Source organism: Parashewanella curva, assembly GCF_003675895.1.
Classification (GTDB): domain Bacteria; phylum Pseudomonadota; class Gammaproteobacteria; order Enterobacterales; family Shewanellaceae; genus Parashewanella; species Parashewanella curva.
Genome location: NZ_ML014798.1, coordinates 14383 through 33259, shown reverse-complemented (window position 1 = coordinate 33259; position 18877 = coordinate 14383). Strand labels below are relative to the sequence as shown.

Annotated in this window: 18 protein-coding genes and 1 pseudogene; 14 read left to right on the top strand and 5 right to left on the bottom strand. The window is 41.9% G+C overall.

Features of this window, described 5'->3' with window-relative positions:
* Window positions 1-248: 248 nt before the first annotated feature.
* Window positions 249-404, top strand: a complete 156-nt coding sequence (locus D5018_RS21735; protein ID WP_165905074.1) for a hypothetical protein — start codon at window positions 249-251, stop codon at window positions 402-404.
* A 144-nt stretch (window positions 405-548) separates the two neighbouring features.
* Here the strand turns inward: D5018_RS21735 and slmA are convergent, their stop codons facing one another.
* The 3 genes from slmA to coaBC are packed head-to-tail and all read right to left on the bottom strand — an operon-like array spanning window position 549 to window position 2849.
* Window positions 549-1142, bottom strand: a complete 594-nt coding sequence (slmA, locus tag D5018_RS14685; protein WP_121839755.1) for a nucleoid occlusion factor SlmA — start codon at window positions 1140-1142, stop codon at window positions 549-551.
* 47 nt (window positions 1143-1189) lie between these two features.
* A complete protein-coding gene (gene dut / locus D5018_RS14680; RefSeq protein ID WP_121839754.1) occupies window positions 1190-1648 on the bottom strand; it encodes a dUTP diphosphatase in 459 nt (152 codons plus the stop codon).
* On the bottom strand, window positions 1632-2849 hold the full coding sequence (gene coaBC / locus D5018_RS14675) for a bifunctional phosphopantothenoylcysteine decarboxylase/phosphopantothenate--cysteine ligase CoaBC (protein ID WP_121839753.1): 1218 nt from the start codon (window positions 2847-2849) through the stop codon (window positions 1632-1634). The genes dut and coaBC overlap by 17 nt, the downstream gene beginning before the upstream one ends.
* A 201-nt stretch (window positions 2850-3050) precedes the next feature.
* Here coaBC and radC point away from each other — a divergent pair, with 201 nt between their 5' ends.
* From radC to D5018_RS14655, 4 genes are all read left to right on the top strand, one after another.
* Window positions 3051-3725: a RadC family protein gene (gene radC, locus D5018_RS14670; protein WP_121839752.1), complete on the top strand. Its 675-nt coding sequence runs from the start codon at window positions 3051-3053 to the stop codon at window positions 3723-3725.
* A gap of 193 nt (window positions 3726-3918) precedes the next feature.
* A complete protein-coding gene (gene rpmB / locus D5018_RS14665) occupies window positions 3919-4155 on the top strand; it encodes a 50S ribosomal protein L28 (RefSeq protein WP_121839751.1) in 237 nt (78 codons plus the stop codon).
* A 6-nt stretch (window positions 4156-4161) separates the two neighbouring features.
* Window positions 4162-4335: a 50S ribosomal protein L33 gene (gene rpmG / locus D5018_RS14660; protein WP_121839750.1), complete on the top strand. Its 174-nt coding sequence runs from the start codon at window positions 4162-4164 to the stop codon at window positions 4333-4335.
* A 108-nt stretch (window positions 4336-4443) separates the two neighbouring features.
* Window positions 4444-4986 carry a hypothetical protein gene (locus D5018_RS14655; protein WP_121839749.1) on the top strand — a complete coding sequence of 181 codons (543 nt, stop codon included), beginning with the start codon at window positions 4444-4446 and terminating at the stop codon, window positions 4984-4986.
* Here the strand turns inward: D5018_RS14655 and rarD are convergent.
* Window positions 4945-5838 carry an EamA family transporter RarD gene (rarD, locus tag D5018_RS14650; protein WP_121839757.1) on the bottom strand — a complete coding sequence of 298 codons (894 nt, stop codon included), beginning with the start codon at window positions 5836-5838 and terminating at the stop codon, window positions 4945-4947. The two genes, D5018_RS14655 and rarD, sit on opposite strands and share 42 nt — an antisense overlap.
* Before the next feature lie 132 nt (window positions 5839-5970).
* Here rarD and recQ point away from each other — a divergent pair, with 132 nt between their 5' ends.
* Window positions 5971-7803 carry a DNA helicase RecQ gene (recQ, locus tag D5018_RS14645; protein WP_121839748.1) on the top strand — a complete coding sequence of 611 codons (1833 nt, stop codon included), beginning with the start codon at window positions 5971-5973 and terminating at the stop codon, window positions 7801-7803.
* Here recQ and D5018_RS14640 read toward each other — a convergent pair.
* Window positions 7796-9571, bottom strand: a complete 1776-nt coding sequence (locus tag D5018_RS14640) for a tetratricopeptide repeat protein (protein WP_121839747.1) — start codon at window positions 9569-9571, stop codon at window positions 7796-7798. The genes recQ and D5018_RS14640 overlap by 8 nt on opposite strands.
* 290 nt (window positions 9572-9861) lie before the next feature.
* Between D5018_RS14640 and D5018_RS14635 the strand changes: the two are divergent.
* From D5018_RS14635 to mraY, 8 genes and pseudogenes are all read left to right on the top strand, one after another.
* Window positions 9862-11186, top strand: a pseudogene (locus D5018_RS14635) (outer membrane protein transport protein).
* Between the two features lie 304 nt (window positions 11187-11490).
* Window positions 11491-11949 carry a division/cell wall cluster transcriptional repressor MraZ gene (gene mraZ, locus D5018_RS14630; protein ID WP_121839746.1) on the top strand — a complete coding sequence of 153 codons (459 nt, stop codon included), beginning with the start codon at window positions 11491-11493 and terminating at the stop codon, window positions 11947-11949.
* 14 nt (window positions 11950-11963) lie between these two features.
* Entirely contained in the window at window positions 11964-12905 is a 942-nt protein-coding gene (gene rsmH, locus D5018_RS14625; RefSeq protein WP_121839745.1) for a 16S rRNA (cytosine(1402)-N(4))-methyltransferase RsmH, read from the top strand.
* Between the two features lie 8 nt (window positions 12906-12913).
* Window positions 12914-13228 (top strand): cell division protein FtsL, encoded by a 315-nt coding sequence (ftsL, locus tag D5018_RS14620; protein WP_121839744.1) that lies wholly within the window; start codon window positions 12914-12916, stop codon window positions 13226-13228.
* Entirely contained in the window at window positions 13225-14961 is a 1737-nt protein-coding gene (locus tag D5018_RS14615) for a penicillin-binding transpeptidase domain-containing protein (RefSeq protein WP_121839743.1), read from the top strand. The genes ftsL and D5018_RS14615 overlap by 4 nt, the downstream gene beginning before the upstream one ends.
* Entirely contained in the window at window positions 14961-16427 is a 1467-nt protein-coding gene (murE, locus tag D5018_RS14610; RefSeq protein ID WP_121839742.1) for a UDP-N-acetylmuramoyl-L-alanyl-D-glutamate--2,6-diaminopimelate ligase, read from the top strand. Before D5018_RS14615 ends, murE begins: the two co-directional genes overlap by 1 nt.
* The gene (locus tag D5018_RS14605) at window positions 16424-17791 is read left to right on the top strand and encodes a UDP-N-acetylmuramoyl-tripeptide--D-alanyl-D-alanine ligase (RefSeq protein ID WP_121839741.1); all 1368 of its coding nucleotides are present in this window, start codon (window positions 16424-16426) and stop codon (window positions 17789-17791) included. Before murE ends, D5018_RS14605 begins: the two co-directional genes overlap by 4 nt.
* Window positions 17792-18874 carry a phospho-N-acetylmuramoyl-pentapeptide-transferase gene (gene mraY, locus D5018_RS14600; RefSeq protein WP_121839740.1) on the top strand — a complete coding sequence of 361 codons (1083 nt, stop codon included), beginning with the start codon at window positions 17792-17794 and terminating at the stop codon, window positions 18872-18874.
* The last annotated feature ends 3 nt before the right edge of the window (window positions 18875-18877 follow it).

The following is an 18877-nucleotide window of genomic DNA, read 5'->3' as shown; positions in this document are numbered from 1 at the left end:
TTCAAGTTATGAGCGCTGTTCACGTCGTTACAATTAGAGAACAAGGTTCAGCGATATCGGGTATTACTCCAGAAAAGAGAAAAATTTTAACCCTGTTTGGTAGTGAGGTGAGTCGTATTTACAACATTGCATAATGTTAAGGCAAGAAAAGTTTCGCTTCACGACAGAAGCCTTTTGGCATGCTTAAAATTTGGTAAACCGTATGAGAACACTACAAGATCTATGTTGTTTTTTGTTAATGGTTGAAAATGTACGGATACTTAAATCACCATGCGAAATGTAGGTTATTGGTGCTTTACCATCAGTTATATTGGGGAACGACTGATGCGGATTTAATTAAAGAAATTCGCCAATATGGTTATACAGGTAAAGTGGTATCGGCCGCTGATTTGGATATGTATTGAGCTGGATATTTGCTAGCTCGCTAAGGAATAATAGTGTGGACGACAACAGAAGCACACGACCATGTGCTTACGACCGTGACATCCTGTCACGGACTATTGTCTAACCACACTATTACTTTTATTTGCATTAATCGGAATTAGCTACTAACTCTGTAACAACTGCTTTTCTACAAATTGCCATTGCTCAGGGAATTGAGTTGTTGGTTTCTGTTTAAAATCACTACGTACAAATTGAGCTATTCTACCTTCTGCAATAGCCAATAATAGATTCGCTAAGGTGGCCTCTTCAATTTGAAACCCTTGTCCTTCACGTAAAGTCTTTTCACGTAAAATTTGTTTTAAATGAGTTTCGATTTTAGAAAAAAGCGCATTAATACGATCACGCAGGCGTTCATTTTCACCCAATAAAGCATCACCATTGAGTAGACGAGAAATACCCGGATTACGCTCTGCAAACATTAACACGAGCTGTAATAATAATTGGCAGCGTCTCATGGTGTCTTTTTCTTCATCCATAATGAGGTTTATACGAGTCAGAAGAGACTCTTCCATAAACTCAATCAAGCCTTCGTACATTCTGGCTTTACTTGGAAAATGACGGTATAGCGCGGCTTCTGAAACGCCCACTTCGGCGGCCAATTTTGCGGTGGTGATCCTTTGTCCTGGGTTGGTTTCCAGCATGTGAGCTAAACATTCAAGAATATGCTGCTTGCGGCTTTTTTTCTTTGGTTCTGCCATCTTTTATTCCTACTGCACCTAAGATTGTTAATTAACCACTATTCTGGTTACTGAGTCCCTGAGTGACCAAAGCCACCTTCACCACGTTGTGAGCTTTCAAACTCATCCACGAGTTTAAATTGAGCTTGAACCACAGGTACAAACACCAATTGCGCTAAACGTTCACCGATTTGCAAGGTAAATGGCTCATTTGAGCGATTCCAACACGACACCATTAATTGACCTTGATAATCGGAATCAATCAAGCCGACTAGATTGCCTAAAACAATGCCTTTTTTATGGCCAAGACCAGAACGAGGGAGAATAACGGCTGCTAAGCTAGGATCGGCGACATGGATAGCGATTCCGGTTGGGATCAATTCTGTTTGGCCTGGCTCAATCACCATGTCGGTATCTATCATGGCACGTAAGTCCATACCAGCACTGCCAACGGTGGCATAGTTTGGTAGAGGATATTCAGAGCCGATACGTGAGTCGAGAACTTTTAATTCAATTGGAGTTTTCATCGTTGTCCATTCTTTCAATGATAAGTTGTAGCAACTGTCGAGCTAATTCTGTTTTAGTGGCTGTGGGTAAATTGTGTTGACCGCCTGACCATAATACATGCAGTGCATTGTTATCGGCATTAAAGCCTTGTCCTTGAATAGCGACATCATTGGCCGCAATCATATCAAGATTTTTGCGTTCCAGTTTGCCTTGGGCGTATTCAATTACATTACTGGTTTCAGCCGCAAAGCCTACGGTAAATGGCTTATTATCAAGACTAGCAACCGTAGCTAAGATGTCAGGATTTCGAGCGAGCCTTAGCTGCATGTGTTCTGCCGATTTTTTTATTTTATCGGTGGCCACTTGTTCAACTTTATAGTCAGCAACCGCAGCGCAACCAATAAAAATATCTTGATGATCGATGTCAGACATAACCGCATTCAGCATATCCTCAGCACTGTTTACATCGACTCGTTTGACTTTGTCGGGTGTGGATAAGGATACAGGGCCTGAGACTAATGTAACATTAGCCCCTAATGCTTGAGCGGCATGAGCAATGGCATATCCCATTTTTCCTGAGCTGTGGTTAGACAAATAACGAACAGGATCGATAGCTTCGCGAGTAGGTCCCGCGGTGATCATGATTTTTTTGCCTTGCAATGGCTGTGGTTGTGAGTCATTGAAAAAATTTTGGGCTAAAGCCGTGATCTCTAAAGGCTCTAACATTCGACCGGGGCCAACTTCACCACAGGCTTGGCTGCCAGATGCGGGGCCCCAAATGTTGACGTGTCGTGTCTTCAAGGTGGTTAAATTTTCTTGAGTCGCAACATGACGGTACATTTGTTGATTCATTGCTGGGCAAATAGCTACGGGTGACTCAGTAGCGATACATAATGTGGTGATGAGTTCATCAGCCATGCCAGCTGTGAGCCTTGCAATAAAATTGGCTGTAGCAGGCGCAATGATGATCAAATCTGCCCAGCGAGCCAATTCAATGTGTCCCATTGCCGCTTCTGCTGAAGGGTCTAATAAACTGTCAGAAACAGGGTAGCCAGATAATGCTTGTAATGTTAAAGGAGTAATAAACTCTTTTGCACTTTGGCTCATGACTACGCGAACATCAGCACCTTGCTCTTTAAGCTTTCTTACTAAATCAGCGCTTTTATAAGCGGCGATTCCACCGCAGATCCCAACGAGTATTTTTTTATGGCTCAGCTTCATGTAAGTGTTCACTAACAAAAGAATATGGATAACCATATCATAGACTCAAAATGCCCTCAAAGTATTGAAATTCCCTTAAGTAACAAAGTTGAGGTTATAGCCATTATGATTTTTGAATAATAGGGTTGCTTCCTATTGTGTTGTTTATTAGATGATTTTTGACATAATGGTTTAACTTATTACCTATTATCAAGGATGAATATGGGGATTAACCACTGGCCAGAAGGAGAAGGGCCGAGAGAAAAACTTCTAGAATCGGGAGCGACTCGATTATCCGATGCTGAATTATTGGCCATTATTTTACGTAATGGAAATAAAAATATGGATGCGGTGGAGTTGGCGCGGCATCTTATTCAAGAATTTGGTGGCTTAAGGCAATTATTCTCCGCTTCATTCAAACAGATGTGTCGACTTCCGGGTGTGGGACCTGTAAAATACGCGCAGTTGCAAACTGTGGCTGAACTGTCAACGCGTTTAGCGCAACAAAGTTTGCATCGAGGTCCAGTATTATCCAGTCCCGACATCACTCGTGATTATTTAATACGTCAGTTATCGGATCGGAATTATGAAGTTTTTGCCGTGCTGTTGTTGGATAGCCAGCACCGAGTCATTCAATTTGTTGAATTATTCCGCGGCACAATAAATGCGGCATCAGTGTATCCTAGGGAAATCATAGGATTGGTGCTTGAAAAAAACGCAGCAGCAGTGATTGTTTGTCATAATCATCCCTCTGGGGTGGCGGAGCCAAGTCAGGCCGATAAACGGATCACTGAGCGCATTCATTCAGCCTTATCTACCATAGACGTATCCTTGCTGGATCACTTGGTCGTAGGCGATAGAGATATCGTATCGTTTGCTGAACGTGGATGGCTCTAATGCCATTACTTATAAAAAACGGGTAATGGTATGAAATTAAGACGAATGCGGTGAAAATGAGCAAGAAAGTGAAAATTTCTTGATCTCACCCTATGAATCGTGTATAAAATGCGCCCTCTTTGTGCCTCGGGCGACGGCCATACGAGGCACATAAATGCTCGAGCGTTAGAATTGTTTTTTGGAGAAGATTGACATGTCAAGAGTATGCCAAGTAACTGGCAAGCGTCCGATGGTTGGTAACAATCGCTCGCACGCAAAAAACGCGACTCGTCGCCGCTTTTTGCCGAACCTACAAAGCCACCGTTTCTGGTTAGAATCAGAAAAGCGTTTTGTAAAATTACGTGTATCTACTAAAGGTATGCGCATCATCGATAAGAAAGGTATCGAAGTTGTTGTTGCTGAGCTTCGTAACCGTGGCGAGAAGGTGTAATAAAAAATGGCTAAAGCTAAAGGTAATCGTGAGAAGATCAAGTTAGTTTCAAGCGCTAAAACTGGTCATTTCTACACGACTGAAAAGAACAAGCGTAACATGCCTGAGAAAATGGAAATCAAAAAGTTTGATCCAGTAGTTCGCAAGCACGTTATCTACAAAGAAGCAAAAATTAAGTAATTTGTTTTTTTGGAATTGTTCAAAAGCCTCGACATTGTTCGAGGCTTTTTTTTGTCTAAAATTTTGGTAAGGTGAATATATCTGCTAGGCACAAAAAGGACTTATGCCATGGATCCAATCTCACTTTCTCTCGCTCCTTTGAGTACTATGGGCATTATTTGGTTCGTAGGCCTATTTGTTCTTCTCTGGTATGTATTAATAAAAACGTCTTCTGCAGACGGCTTTTTTAAGTATTTATGGGTACTGCCAATCGTCGCGCTGATAAGTGCATTAGGTTATACCTTTGTAAATACTTGGAGTTCAGAGCTTAAAATCGAAGAACAGCAACTTACTCTGTCTGTGCCTTTTTATAGCCACTCATGGTCGATAAGTGAAGTGAATTGGTCGAAGGTACAATTGGTTGATCTAACCCAATCTTCAGAATTAGCAATTAGTCATCGTGAGAATGGCGTGGGGTTACCAGAATTTAAATTGGGTTACTTTCGCTTAAAGCAAGATTTTGACGGTAAAACCACAGCTTTGCTAGCGATCACAGAACCGCGTCATGTATTGGTTTTACCGACTGATAATCTAGTGGTAATGGTAAGCCTTAAGCACCCTCAGCAAGCATTACTTCTGTTGTCGCCGTTTACGGACGAGAAGCAGATCTGATACAAAAATGATCAGCGCAAGCCAAATAAAGCCAAAGGTAGTGGCTTTTTCTGGGGTAAAGGGTTCGTGATACAAAAAGGTCGCCAAAATAAACATTAAACTAGGACCTATATATTGAAAAAAGCCCAGCATGGATAAGGGAATCCGAATTGCAGCACCCGCAAAGCATAATAAAGGGATTGAAGTGACTATGCCTGCCATGAGTAAAATGATGTTGGTTTGCAGAGGGTGATCCATAAATACGACGCCCTCAACGATAAATTGATAGCTGATATACAGAAGTACGATAGGCAATAATAGGGCGGTTTCAACCAGTAGCCCTGTTTTTGCATCTACATTAGTTTTTTTGCGCACAAGGCCATAAATTGCAAACGAGCTGGCTAATGCAATTGAAACAATGGGGATAGAGCCGAATGAAATCAGCTGGATCACCACTCCTATTACGGCGAGAGCAACAGCCAGCCATTGTAGCTTTCGTAATCGCTCACCAAGAAACATCATTCCAAGCACAACATTAAACAGCGGGTTGATAAAGTAGCCCAGACTGGCATCGAGCATATGTTCATTATTAACGGCCCAGATAAACAATAGCCAGTTGAAAGCGATTAAGACTGATGTGCAGCTCAATACTAGCAATTTTTTAGGAGTGCGGAATAGTTGCCTAAAATGGTTAAATCCACCCATAAATGACATCAACAACACCATAAATACAAATGACCACAGGACTCTATGTAAAAGGATTTCAGTTGCGGGAACCGTTTCTATTAACTTGAAGTACATAGGGGCAATACCCCATAAAACATAGGCACAAATCGCCAACGCGATCCCTTTTTGATGTTCGTTATGAGTCATGAATGATAGTAATGGTGGAAAAGAACGTGAATTGTATGTGTGACTGAGATCAAAGTCGATGAAAAATAATTTCTCAAGACAAGATAGTGGTAGTTGATTAGAATATGATTTTTGCACTTTTAGTCAGCATACATGGAAACAGCCGAACAATTGGAAACTGCCTGCCCACTTCACTCTTGCCTGTCTCAAGTTTTTGGCTATCGTTCCTTCCGAGAAGGACAACAATCGGTCATTGAACACGTTCTGCAAGGAAAGGATGTGATGGCGATTATGCCAACAGGAGGCGGTAAGAGTTTATGTTATCAAGTACCAGCTTTATTGCTTCCAGGGCTGACCATTGTGGTTTCTCCTCTAATTTCATTAATGAAAGACCAAGTAGACAGTTTATTGCAAACAGGAGTTGCAGCAGCGTACTTGAATTCGTCGCTTGAACGTGAGCAGATCAGTGATATTTTCAGGCGCTTAAATCAAGGTGAAATTAAACTACTATACGTCTCACCAGAGCGGTTAATGAATGGTGATTTATTAGCGCATCTTTCAAACCTCACCATCAGTTTATTTGCCATTGATGAAGCTCATTGCATCAGCCAGTGGGGGCATGATTTTAGACCCGAATATGCCGAATTAGGACAGTTAAAGCAGCGTTTTCCCCATATTCCATTGATGGCGCTTACAGCGACGGCTGATAAAGCGACACGGCAAAGTATTTGCGAACGTTTGAACATACAGCCTTTTGAGTGGCTTTCCAGTTTTGATCGTCCCAATATCCGTTATACAGTTGTTGAGAAATTGAATGCCTCTCAGCAACTGCGTCAGTTTATCAGTACTCAGCAAGGCAACAGTGGCATTGTTTATTGCTCATCCCGCCGGAGAGTTGATGAAGTGGCAGATAGGCTAACCCTGCAAGGGATCAAAGCGAAAGCCTACCATGCAGGAATGACGACTCAAGAGCGCGCTGAAGTGCAGGAGGCATTCCTTAAAGATCATGTTGATGTCGTTGTCGCCACTGTCGCTTTTGGAATGGGGATCAATAAATCGAATGTACGATTCGTTGTCCATTACGATATTCCCAAGAGTATTGAATCTTATTATCAAGAAACGGGAAGGGCAGGGCGTGATGGCTTGGAGGCCGAAGCCTTTATGTTGTTTGACCCTGCCGATATAGGACGAGTTCATCACTTAATTGAGCAGTCGCCTTCTCCAAGTCAACAACAGGTCGATAGGCATAAGCTACATTCGATGGCGGCCTTTGCCGAAGCCCAAACTTGTCGTAGACAAGTGTTGCTACACTACTTTGGAGAGCAAGCGAATGAGCCATGCGGTAACTGTGATGTGTGTCTAGATCCACCAAAGCAATATAATGGAACAGAAGATGCTCAAAAAGTCTTATCTTGTATATATCGGATCAAACAGCGTTATGGTGTCAATTATCTGATAGATGTACTTAGAGGCTCACAATCTCAGTTAGTAATTGAGCGTGGCCATAACTCCCTAAGCACATGGGGGATTGGTAAAGACAAAAGCCATGAGCATTGGCTGAGTATTACTCGCCAACTGATCCATCTAGGCTTGGTAACCCAAGATATTACACGTGGTTCAGCAGTTATACTTAATCCTAGTGCAAGAGCGGTATTAAAAGGTGAGCAAGCGTTACAACTTGCGGTTCCTCGAATGCAAGTCAAACCTGTTACACGTAAGTCGAAAACAGCAAGTCGCGCCCCTCAACATTATGATAGGCAGCTGTTTGCTAAATTAAAATTGTTACGACGTAGACTGGCAGATGAGTTAGAAATTCCACCTTATTTAGTATTCAGTGATGCCAGCTTAGCTGAAATGGCAGCCAATATGCCGACAACTGAGCAGCAATTTTTAGCCATTAATGGTGTCGGGGCCAGAAAGCTAGAACGATTTGGTACTGACTTTATTGATGAGATCCAATCGTTTCTAACTCAAAGCGTTACATAGCGATAGGATGATTACTGTCGTCCTTAACCTCACGACGTTTGATTTGAGAGAGTCGCTCTAAATAAGCTCTCTTGACCAACGAATCTAAATTATCGAACGATTTAAAGGTACTCAGTCCAAAAGTCTGTTTCATCAGCGTTGATGGTAGGCTGTGTGTGATTTGGCGGATAATTTTATAACCAGCGACATTATTGACTTTCGGTAACAGAACAACCCACTCATCAGAGTCGTGTTGAAGCAATAGATCGCCTTCTCGAAGTACATCATGAATGGCTTCTAAAACTTGAGTTTTTTCAGTATCTGATAACGAATTTAACTTAGTGACTAAAGCAGTAACAGAATAGTTATACTGTTTCGCTTTTAAAAGCATATTTGTTGCTCTTAACTCGACTGAATCAACCGAGTTTACATTCTGATTTTCGATCGACCTGAGTTGTTTTTTCTGAAAATAAAATACTAATCCAATCAGTAATCCTACAACACCTAAAACAAACAGAATGATGGTGATGGTTTGGTTAGTTGTTAATAATCTCTGTGAATGAGTAACTATTTGGGTGTTGGGTTGGTTGTGTATCGATGCTTGTCTATCTAATCTGGCTTTGTATTGAATAAATCGAGCATTGCTGGTTTGCTCATTGTATTTGGCTGTAGCAGCATAGCTTTTAACCTTATAATTATAAGCAGATTCATAATCGCCTGTACTGGCGTAGTGCTTGGCCAATATTTCATAAAATTCAAGTAAATCGTGGTGTAACTTTAGTTCTTTAGCTTGGCTGATGATTTCTTTCATCATTGGGATGGCTTTATGGGCTTCATTTAACCCAAAGTGTACTTGGGCTAAAAGTCTTTTAACTCGAAGCGTGTAGCCGAGTTGATAACCTCTTTCGAAATACATTAACGCTAACTTTAGTCGTTTTTGGGCTTCATGCAGATTCCCTAAATTAAATTCCATTCCTCCTAGAGTTGCGTAGCTCCAAGCTATATCCAGTTCACCTTCTAGCTCAGGCACTATTTTTTTTGCTTCTTCAACGTAACTTTGGCTTAGCTCCAGTTGATTGTTATCAAAATACTTTCTAGCAGCTCCAATTAGAGCCAAATAATGAATCTTTCCTTCTAATTCATCTGTCGCAAGGGCTTTATGTATATAGGAAATGCTTTTATCAAGATCGCCTGTCATATTGAATAAGTGTGACAAAGAAATATAAAAGAATGTTTCAGGCTCCCAAACCCAGTTATTGTTTTGTGTAAAATTTAAAGAAAGGACATCAATTGCAAATCTAAGGTCTTCCAAAGCTGAAGCATAATTACCGGCAGAAATTTCAAAATCACCTCTCATTCTTAATGCAGATGATAACGCTTGAAATTGTTCTTTTTCTTTAGCCATATTAATTACGGTGTCAAAAAGAGGAAGTGCCTCATTTATATTGCCTAGCTGCAAATAAGATTCAGCCATACAGAGTAAAAAATAAGGACGAACATCGTTAACGTTTACTTGTTTTGATTTAGCTTCATATAGTTTGGCAAGATTAATTGCGGCTTGGTTGTCTCCCAATGCTGCTAAGGTTTTACATTTCAGGAGCTGAAGTCTTAATTGCTCGTATACAGGGGTTGCAGTCGTTTGGGTCGACTCAATCTTGTTAATTTGATCTTGGGCTTGTTTGGGATATTGGTTTATTAATAACACCAACTCATCCATTTGCTTCATTGGGTTGCCAAAAGCGGTTGGGAGCCAAAAAAGCAGTCCGAAAACCATTACTCGAAAATCCATTTACTACCCCAATCTGGCATTTTTTATAAAGCGCAATTTAATGTTTTATTTTTTGGACAGCAATTGTAGCAATCTGATGAAGATAATTGAATTGTTTTTGCTCAATTATGCAAGCTTTATCAGCTTAAATAGGAGAATAAATAAACGACTCTAAGGGGGAGAATCAAGTTGCTTGGGAATAACAGTTGCCAACTGAAACATCAGTAGTATGATTGCGCGCCGTTGAGTGTTTACTCTATAAGGTTGTCTTTAATCGAGGAATTTGGGTAAGCACATAATTTATTAGAGATATGATTTTGAAAATAGTTAAAAAGAGCGATCTTTCTACTGCTATTTGTTCAGCTGTTGCTTTATCGAGTATTCAAACATACGCTGCGGGTTTTCAGCTTGCGGAATACTCTGCGACCGGATTAGGTCGAGCTTTCGCCGGAGAGGCGATTATTGCTGATAACGCATCATCCCAAGGAAGAAACCCAGCATTATTGGCTGCCCTGAAAGGGAGAAATGTATCCACGGGTGCGATTTACGTCAAAACGAATATTGATGTTCCTGGTGATGTTTCGTTGATGGTGACGACAGCAGATGGAAAGACAATGCCTTTAGGGCATTTTGATGCCAGCGCAAAAAATGTTGCTGACAACGCCATAGTGCCAAACTTTTATTACAGCGGGCAGCTTAATGAACAGTGGAGCTGGGGCATTGGAATGAATTCCAAATATGGTCTAGCCACAGAAGTGGATTCGGATCATGCCTCTGCTTTATTTGGTCAAAAAACTTCAATTAAATCTGTAGAATTTAACCCTAATGTTGCTTATCAACTTAATGACGCTATCGCACTAGGTGCTGGTGTAAGAGTTGTATATGCAGAAGGGGAGCTAAACTCAAGCGTACCAAAGTGGGTGTCAAGTTTGACTTTACCCAAGCCTCTACCATTACCGCTGGCTGGTACAAGCCTTAAAGCTCTGGAGGGGGATGACATTGCCTTTGGTTGGAATTTAGGGGTAACTTGGGCTGCATCTTCCGAGCACCAAGTTGGCTTGGCGTATCACAGTCAAGTCGATTTGAAGTTAAAGGGTAAAGCGGATGGCTTCTTATATAATCGAGGAACTGGCAAACGCTTTGATGGACAACTACCTATAGATTTGCCAGCATTTGCTGAGTTTTCAACTCTGCATCAAATATCTGAACATCTAAAAATTCATACTAGTATCAACTGGACACAATGGAGTGTGTTTAAAGAGCTAGGAGCGAACTCTTAAAAGAAGAAAACTTTAAAGATAATTGGCGTTTTGCTATCGGAAGCAGTTATGCACTTAGCTCATTTTGGCAATTAAAAGCAGGGGTTGCATTAGATAAAACCGCTGTGCACGATGAGTATCGCACAACTACAATTCCTGATTCAGACCGCCTATGGTATTCATTAGGTACTGTCTATAAAGCGAATGAACAGCTCAGTCTTGATATTGGTGTTATTTATATTACAGCTCATGGTAAAGCATCGATTAATGAAAGTATCCCTTTAAAAACCTCTTTGGGGCAAGTGGCTATTAATTTTGATGGAGCTGCCAAAGGCAATGTTTGGTTGGCAGGGATTCAGTTAAACTACACATTATAATCCTTTAACCATAGCCTCACTTTCGTGAGGCTATCAAAGTAAGTTGATTTTGCTATTATTCAGGTTCAAGTAGGTAAACTATGCCGAACATGGTTGAAGCTTCTCTTCTAGCCCCAAATTATTCCTTCTTTTATTTGCCGTTTCCTCCATTTCAAAGTGTGCCGTATTGCACGTCATAGCTTGGTCTAAAGCTAGTTGAGAATGGAATATGAGGTGTGAAGACTTCTTGACAATTCTTGCCATCTATCCCTAAACTTAGCTTTGGTGGGAAATTGTGGATATTTGTGGACAAGGATGGGAAAGAGTGTTTTCAGGAGCCAGCAGTGTCAACTTAGATAGCAAAGGACGGATCGCAATGCCAACGCGATACCGAGAGCTATTACGCGTTGAATCTGAAGGTAAATTTGTTATCACTGTAGACATTCAATCGACCTGTTTGTTGTTGTATCCCATCCACGAGTGGCACAAAATTGAAGCCAAATTATTGCTGTTGTCAGACACTCAGCAAACAGAACGAGCACTAAAACGCCTGTTACTGGGCCATGCGCATGAATGCGAAATGGACGGCAACGGGCGTTTGTTATTGCCCCAAACACTAAGAAAATACGCAGGTTTAGAAAAACACGCCATGTTGGTGGGGCAATTGAATAAATTTGAGCTATGGGATGAGTCAGCTTGGCAGCAACTTATCGATGAAAGCAAACAAGCGATAACCAATGAAAACTTAGCCAGCAGCGAAAGATTGTCGGATTTTTCATTGTAAATAAAGAGAACAATATGACAGAAGTATTTGCCCATGTATCGGTGTTGTTACAAGAGACCGTTGATGGCTTGAGCATTAAGCCTGACGGGATTTATATCGATGGTACTTTTGGTCGAGGTGGGCACTCTGGATTAGTGCTTTCAGCATTAGGGAAAAATGGAAGACTGATTGCGATTGACCGTGATCCGCAGGCAATTAAAGCGGCTGAAAAATACCACGATGATCCAAGATTTGAAATTGTTCATGGTGGTTTTGGGCAGTTAGCCGATTATATCGAAGCCAAAGGATTAGTTGGAAAAGTAGACGGTGTGTTATTAGATCTTGGTGTGTCTTCTCCACAGCTCGATGACGCAGAAAGAGGGTTCAGCTTTTTACGTGATGGCCCATTGGATATGCGTATGGACAATAGCCAAGGTGAAACGGCAGCACAGTGGTTAGCAAGAGCTGAAATAGAAGATATGGCCTGGGTGTTTAAGACTTATGGCGAAGAAAAAAATGCGCGACATATTGCTCGATGCATTGCGGCCGATCGGGAAAAGACGCCATTTACACGTACGAAAGAACTCGCGGATTTAATTTATCGGATCACTAAGAAAAAAGAGAAAAACAAGCATCCGGCAACACGAGTATTTCAGGCGATACGGATATACATTAACAGTGAATTGGAGCAAATCGATCAAGCTCTAGAGGGGGCGTTAACGATCCTAGCCCCCGAAGGCCGATTGTCGGTAATTAGCTTTCATTCTCTAGAAGACAGAATGGTGAAGCGTTTTATTCGAAGACATAGCCAAGCGGCTGAAGTGCCATACGGATTACCGGTATCTGAAGAAGAATTGAATAAAAATCGTAAGCTTAAAGCGGTTGGTAAAGCAATGAAGCCGTCAGCAGCTGAGCTAGAACTCAATCCGCGTGCAAGAAGTTCGGTATTGCGTGTGGCTGAACGCCTCTCTTATTAGGAGGAAGGATGGCTAAAGGACAGCTAAGTTTACCCAAAATTGTACTTCAAGATCTTTGGAATCATAAATGGGTTCTACTTTTGATGTTATTTGTGCTGTTAAATGCCGTGGCAGTAGTTTACTACAGCTATGCAAGCCGTAAGCTTATCAGTGAATGGGATAGGCTCTTACAGCAACGAGATCAGTTAGATGTGGAGTGGCGAAACTTATTATTAGAAGAGCAGTCACAGACAGAGCATAGCCGCATTATTAGAATAGCAACTAAACAGTTGCATATGAAAAGACCATTACCCAATGAAGAGGTGGTAGTAAAATTACCATGACAAGAGCCGCAAAACAGAAACAGCAACCTGAACTGATCCACTGGCGTTTACATGTGGTGCTTGGGGTTGTGTGCCTGCTTTTTGTAAGTTTAATTACTCGTGCTGCCTACATTCAAGTGGTTGAGCCTGAAAGATTACGCCATGAAAGTGATATGAGAACGCTACGAACCACAAGCACTGAAGTGCAGCGTGGTCTGATCACTGATCGAAATGGTGAAATGTTGGCGGTCAGTGTGCCTGTTCGAGCGGTTTGGGCTGATCCCAAAGTTATCCATGATAATAAAAGTGTTGATGATCGACGTCGCTGGCAAGCGTTAGCCGATGTGTTGCAGGTTCAAGAAGATAAATTACTCGATCGAGTTACAGCCAACCCTAAACGTCGCTTTGTGTATTTAAAGCGTCAAGTGACCCCTATTGTTGCTGATTATATTAAAAAGTTACGTTTAAAAGGTGTTTACTTAAAAGCAGAATCGCGTCGTTATTACCCAGCGGGAGAAACCATTGCTCAATTGGTGGGAATTACTAATATTGATGACGTTGGGATTGAAGGCATTGAACAAGCTTATAATTCTTGGTTAACGGGAACGCCATCCAAACAAAAGGTGAGAAAATCCCGTGATGGCCACGTTGTTGAGCGCTTGGGGGTAATTCAAGAAGGCGAAAAGCCAAATGATTTGGTCTTAAGTATCGATCAACGAATTCAAGCTTTGGCCTATCGAGAACTAAAAAAAGCCACAGAATACAATCAAGCCACTTCAGGTTCCATTGTAGTACTGGATGTCCATACCGGCGAAGTTCTCGCTATGGTTAACACTCCGTCCTATAACCCCAATTCCAGAGATGAACTACAAAGCTTTCGAATGCGTAATCGCGCTGTTACTGATACCTATGAGCCTGGTTCTACGATTAAACCTTTCGTGGTAGCAGCAGCATTAGAAGCTGGGGTGGTAAAATTAGATGAGATCATCCCTACTTCTCCGGGCTGGATGAGAATTGGAGGAAGGCAAGTTCGTGATGCTCGAAATTTTGGTGACATGAGCTTGGCTCGGATTTTACAAAAATCCAGCAATATGGGGGTGAGCAAATTATCATTACGTATGCCTATAGAACAATTAATTGGCACGTATAACTCTATGGGGCTTGGTAATTACACTGGAATCGATTTAGTTGGGGAAAGTGCTGGTATCATTCGAGAGCAACATCGTTGGTCGGATTTCGAGCGAGCAACGCTTTCTTTTGGGTACGGTTTGACAGCAACACCACTTCAATTAGCCAAAATGTACGCCACTTTGGGCAGTGGTGGCATATCTTATCCAGCTTCAATATTAAAACTGAGAAAAGCACCGAAAGGTGAGCGAGTATTAGATGAAAAAATCGCACATGAATTGATTAAAATGTTGGTGGGGGTGACAGAAAAAGGTGGCACGGCTTTACTGGCTCATATAGATGGATATCCTGTAGCCGGTAAAACAGGAACTAGCCGTAAAGCGGTTGCTGGTGGCTATGGAGATGATTATGTTGCTCTTTTTGCTGGTATCGCACCCGCAAACAATCCAAGGTTAGCCATTTCGGTGGTGATAAACGATCCAAAAAGTGATCACTACTATGGTGGTGATGTTGCGGCGCCTGTTTTTGCAAAAGTGATGTCTGCTTCTTTACAAATGCTGAATGTCGAACCCATCAGTCCACAAGAACAATCTCGATTGGCAGCATATACACGTGGAGTACGCTAATGCTTATTAAAGATCTGCTTGCTCCTTGGTTCCATTATTCCGGCGATGAAAAATTCAACGAACTGACGGTAGACAGCCGTCAGATAACGGCTGGAGATGTTTTTGTTGCTATACCGGGACATCAAGTAGATGGCCGAGATTTTATTCAACGTGCCTTTTCTCAAGGGGCAATTGCTGTTATTGCTCATACTGATAAACCTGAGGAACATGGAGTTCAAACTATGACTCCAGCAGGGCCTATCATTTATTTTTCTCACCTATCAGGCCAATTATCGGCCTTGGCGTTTCAACGTTACCCAGTTGATAAAACTAAAATGAAAGTGATAGGCGTCACAGGAACCAATGGTAAAACAACTGTTACGCAGCTCATTGCTCAATTGGTGGTTAATTTAGGTGGGAAGGCCGCTGTAATGGGTACAGTGGGTAATGGCGTTTGGGGACAATTAAAAGAAAGTGAAAATACCACTTCTGATGCCATTACTACCCTTAAACAATTGCATGAATTTCAACTGCAAGGCGTAGAGATCTGCGCCATGGAAGTCTCCAGCCATGGTTTAGCACAACATCGAATCGATGCTGTGCCGTTTAGCAGTGCCTTGATGAATAATTTAAGTCGGGATCATCTAGATTATCATGGGGATATGATCAATTATGCGGCCGCGAAACGTAGATTGTTTCAGTTTCCAGAACTTGAACATCGCTTAATGAATCTCGATGATAAGGTGGCGCTTAAATGGCATACTGAGCATGAATTCAGTAAAAGTGTTGGTTTTAGCATTCATCCATCCGTCAGTGCCAGTTATCAAGTAAGTGATGCTGAATATCACAATACTGGCGTGACAGCTAAGTTGATGTGCCCACATGGACAAGGGACGCTCAACTCTCCGTTGCTAGCTGAATTTAATTTATCCAATGTGCTTGCAGCATTAGCGGTCTTGCTTGAAGAAGGCTATCCCTTTGAGCCTTTATTAGCTCAAGTTCCAAAACTCGAAGCGGCCAAAGGGCGAATGGAGTGCTTTTATCATCAGGGTATTACTGTGGTGGTGGATTATGCCCATACACCAGATGCATTAGAACAAGCATTAAAGGCTCTGTCTAATCATTGTCAGGAACAACTATGGTGTGTGTTTGGTTGTGGTGGTGATAGAGACAAGGGAAAACGCGTACAAATGGCGGCCGCCGCCGAACAACATGCTCAGAGAGTTGTGATCACAAGTGACAATCCTCGAACAGAAAAACCCATGTCCATCATTGAGGATATAGTCACTGGACTTAGGCAGCCGCAATTAGCTCATATTGAAACAGACAGACAAACTGCTATTAAGTATGCACTATCTCAGGCTCAAGCTGGAGATATTGTAATGCTCGCAGGAAAAGGGCACGAAACGTATCAAGAGATCCAAGGAATAAAGCACAGTTACGATGAACGTGCTTTAGTTGGGGCATTAGTAGGGGCTCTGGCATGATCACGCTTACGTTAAAAGAAATAGCTGAAGCGCTAAACGCTCGTTTAGTCGGTGATGACGTATCCGTTTCTGCCGTCAGCACGGATACGCGTAAAATCCAGTCAGAATGCCTTTTTATAGCCCTTAGAGGGGAGCGTTTTGATGCTCATGATTTTATTGACTCAGCCATTAGCAATGGTGCCAAAGCGGTATTGGTCTCCCAGCCATTGGATATCACTCTACCGCAATTGATTGTTGAAGATACTCGAATAGCACTTGGGCGACTTGGTGCTTATGTACGTGCAAAACTCAAGGTCATCACAGTGGCCATTACAGGTTCCAATGGTAAAACCAGCGTAAAAGAGATGTTGGCTACCATCCTCAAGCAGTCACACCAAGTTCTGTATACTGCAGGTAATTTCAATAATGATATTGGAGCCCCATTAACATTGCTCCGTCTGTCAGAAAATGACCAATACGGTGTGTTTGAATTGGGAGCGAACCATAAAGGTGAAATTGATTATACATCAGCGTTAGTCAAGCCTCATGTGGCATTGGTTAATAATGTGGGAGAAGCGCACATCGAGGGATTTGGCTCAATCGATGATGTTGCAATTGCTAAGTCAGAAATATATCAACACCTGACAGATAATGGCATTGCCATCATCAACGCCGATGATGCTTATGCTGAGCATTTCAAAGCTGTGGCACAAAAGCACAAGCAACTTTGTTTTGGCATTAAGAATGACGCTGATGTTAAAGCCACTGATATATCTGCAAATAAGCTTGGTCAATATCAGTTTACTTTGTGTTATCAAGAGCAGCGAGAGCAGGTGCTATTGCCTCTAAACGGTAAACACCATGTTTATAATGCATTGGCAGCAGCTTCAATGGCAATCGCCCTAGGGCTCTCATTGGCAGATATTGTCTCTGGTTTACATCAAGTTAGTACAGTGTCTGGTCGTATGCAGCCTCATCAAATTGAACATGTACAGCTTATTGATGATAGCTATAATGCCAACCCTTCTTCTGTACGAGTAGCTATTGATTGGTTACGACTGCAGCAAGGCGAACAAATGTTAGTGCTAGGTGATTTTTCTGAGTTAGGAATGAATACTGAGAAACTGCATCGAGAGATTGGAGAATACGCCAAGATAAACAATATAAGCGAGGTCATGACCTTAGGTGATAAAAGCCAAGCAACTTCTGAACAATTTGGTGGAAAGCACTTCACGCAATTGCAGGCTTTAGTGGATGCTATACAAGCAAAAATAAATCAACAACAAACAGCAATGACGATTTTAGTTAAGGGTTCACGCAGCGCTGCAATGGAGCGAGTGGTGAATGCAATAAAAAGCGCTTATGAGCGTGGGGAGTGGAAGTAAATGCTGGTTTATCTAGCGGAGTATTTAGCCCAGTTTTACTCAGGGTTTCATGTCTTTTCTTATTTGACATTGAGAGCAATTTTAGGACTATTGACTGCACTATTATTTAGTTTGTGGCTAGGCCCAAAGTTAATTGAGCGCTTGCAGTTAATGCAAATTGGCCAAGTCGTTCGCAATGACGGTCCAGAATCGCATTTTAGCAAGCGTGGCACTCCTACTATGGGAGGTTTACTGATTTTATTTGGTATTTTTGCCAGTGCGTTACTGTGGGGAGACCTAGACAATCACTATGTGTTAGTCACTCTGTTTGTATTGGCGAGCTTTGGTGCGATTGGCTTTTTGGATGATTATCGCAAAGTGGTTAGAAAGGATCCTAAAGGCTTGATTGCAAGGTGGAAGTATATTTTTCAATCCATTGCTGCTTTGTTGGTTGCGGGGTATTTGTATTTTAATGCTTCGTCATCAGGTGAAACTCAATTAGTTGTGCCGTTTTTTAAAGACATTATGCCGCAATTGGGTGGTTTGTTCATCGTTTTGGCCTATTTTACCATTGTTGGCTCCAGTAATGCAGTCAACCTTACCGATGGCCTAGATGGCTTAGCTATCATGCCAACGGTTATGGTTGCAGCAGCGTTTGCCTTGATTGCTTATTTATCAGGACATACGGGCTTTGCACATTACCTGCACATTCCTTATTTGCCTGGTGCGGGTGAGCTGGTGATAGTGTGTACCGCCATCGTCGGAGCTGGATTGGGTTTTTTGTGGTTTAACACATACCCTGCTCAAGTTTTCATGGGGGATGTAGGTTCATTGTCTCTAGGGGCGGCACTAGGTGTTATTGCTGTATTGGTAAGGCAAGAAATTTTGCTAGTGATCATGGGAGGGGTATTTGTGATGGAAACTCTATCTGTGATTTTACAAGTCGGTTCGTACAAGTTGCGAGGGCAGCGAATTTTTAGAATGGCGCCAATTCATCATCATTATGAATTAAAGGGTTGGCCAGAGCCTAGAGTGATTGTTCGTTTTTGGATTATATCGTTGTTTTTGGTCATGCTTGGTTTAGCCACATTAAAACTCAGATAATAA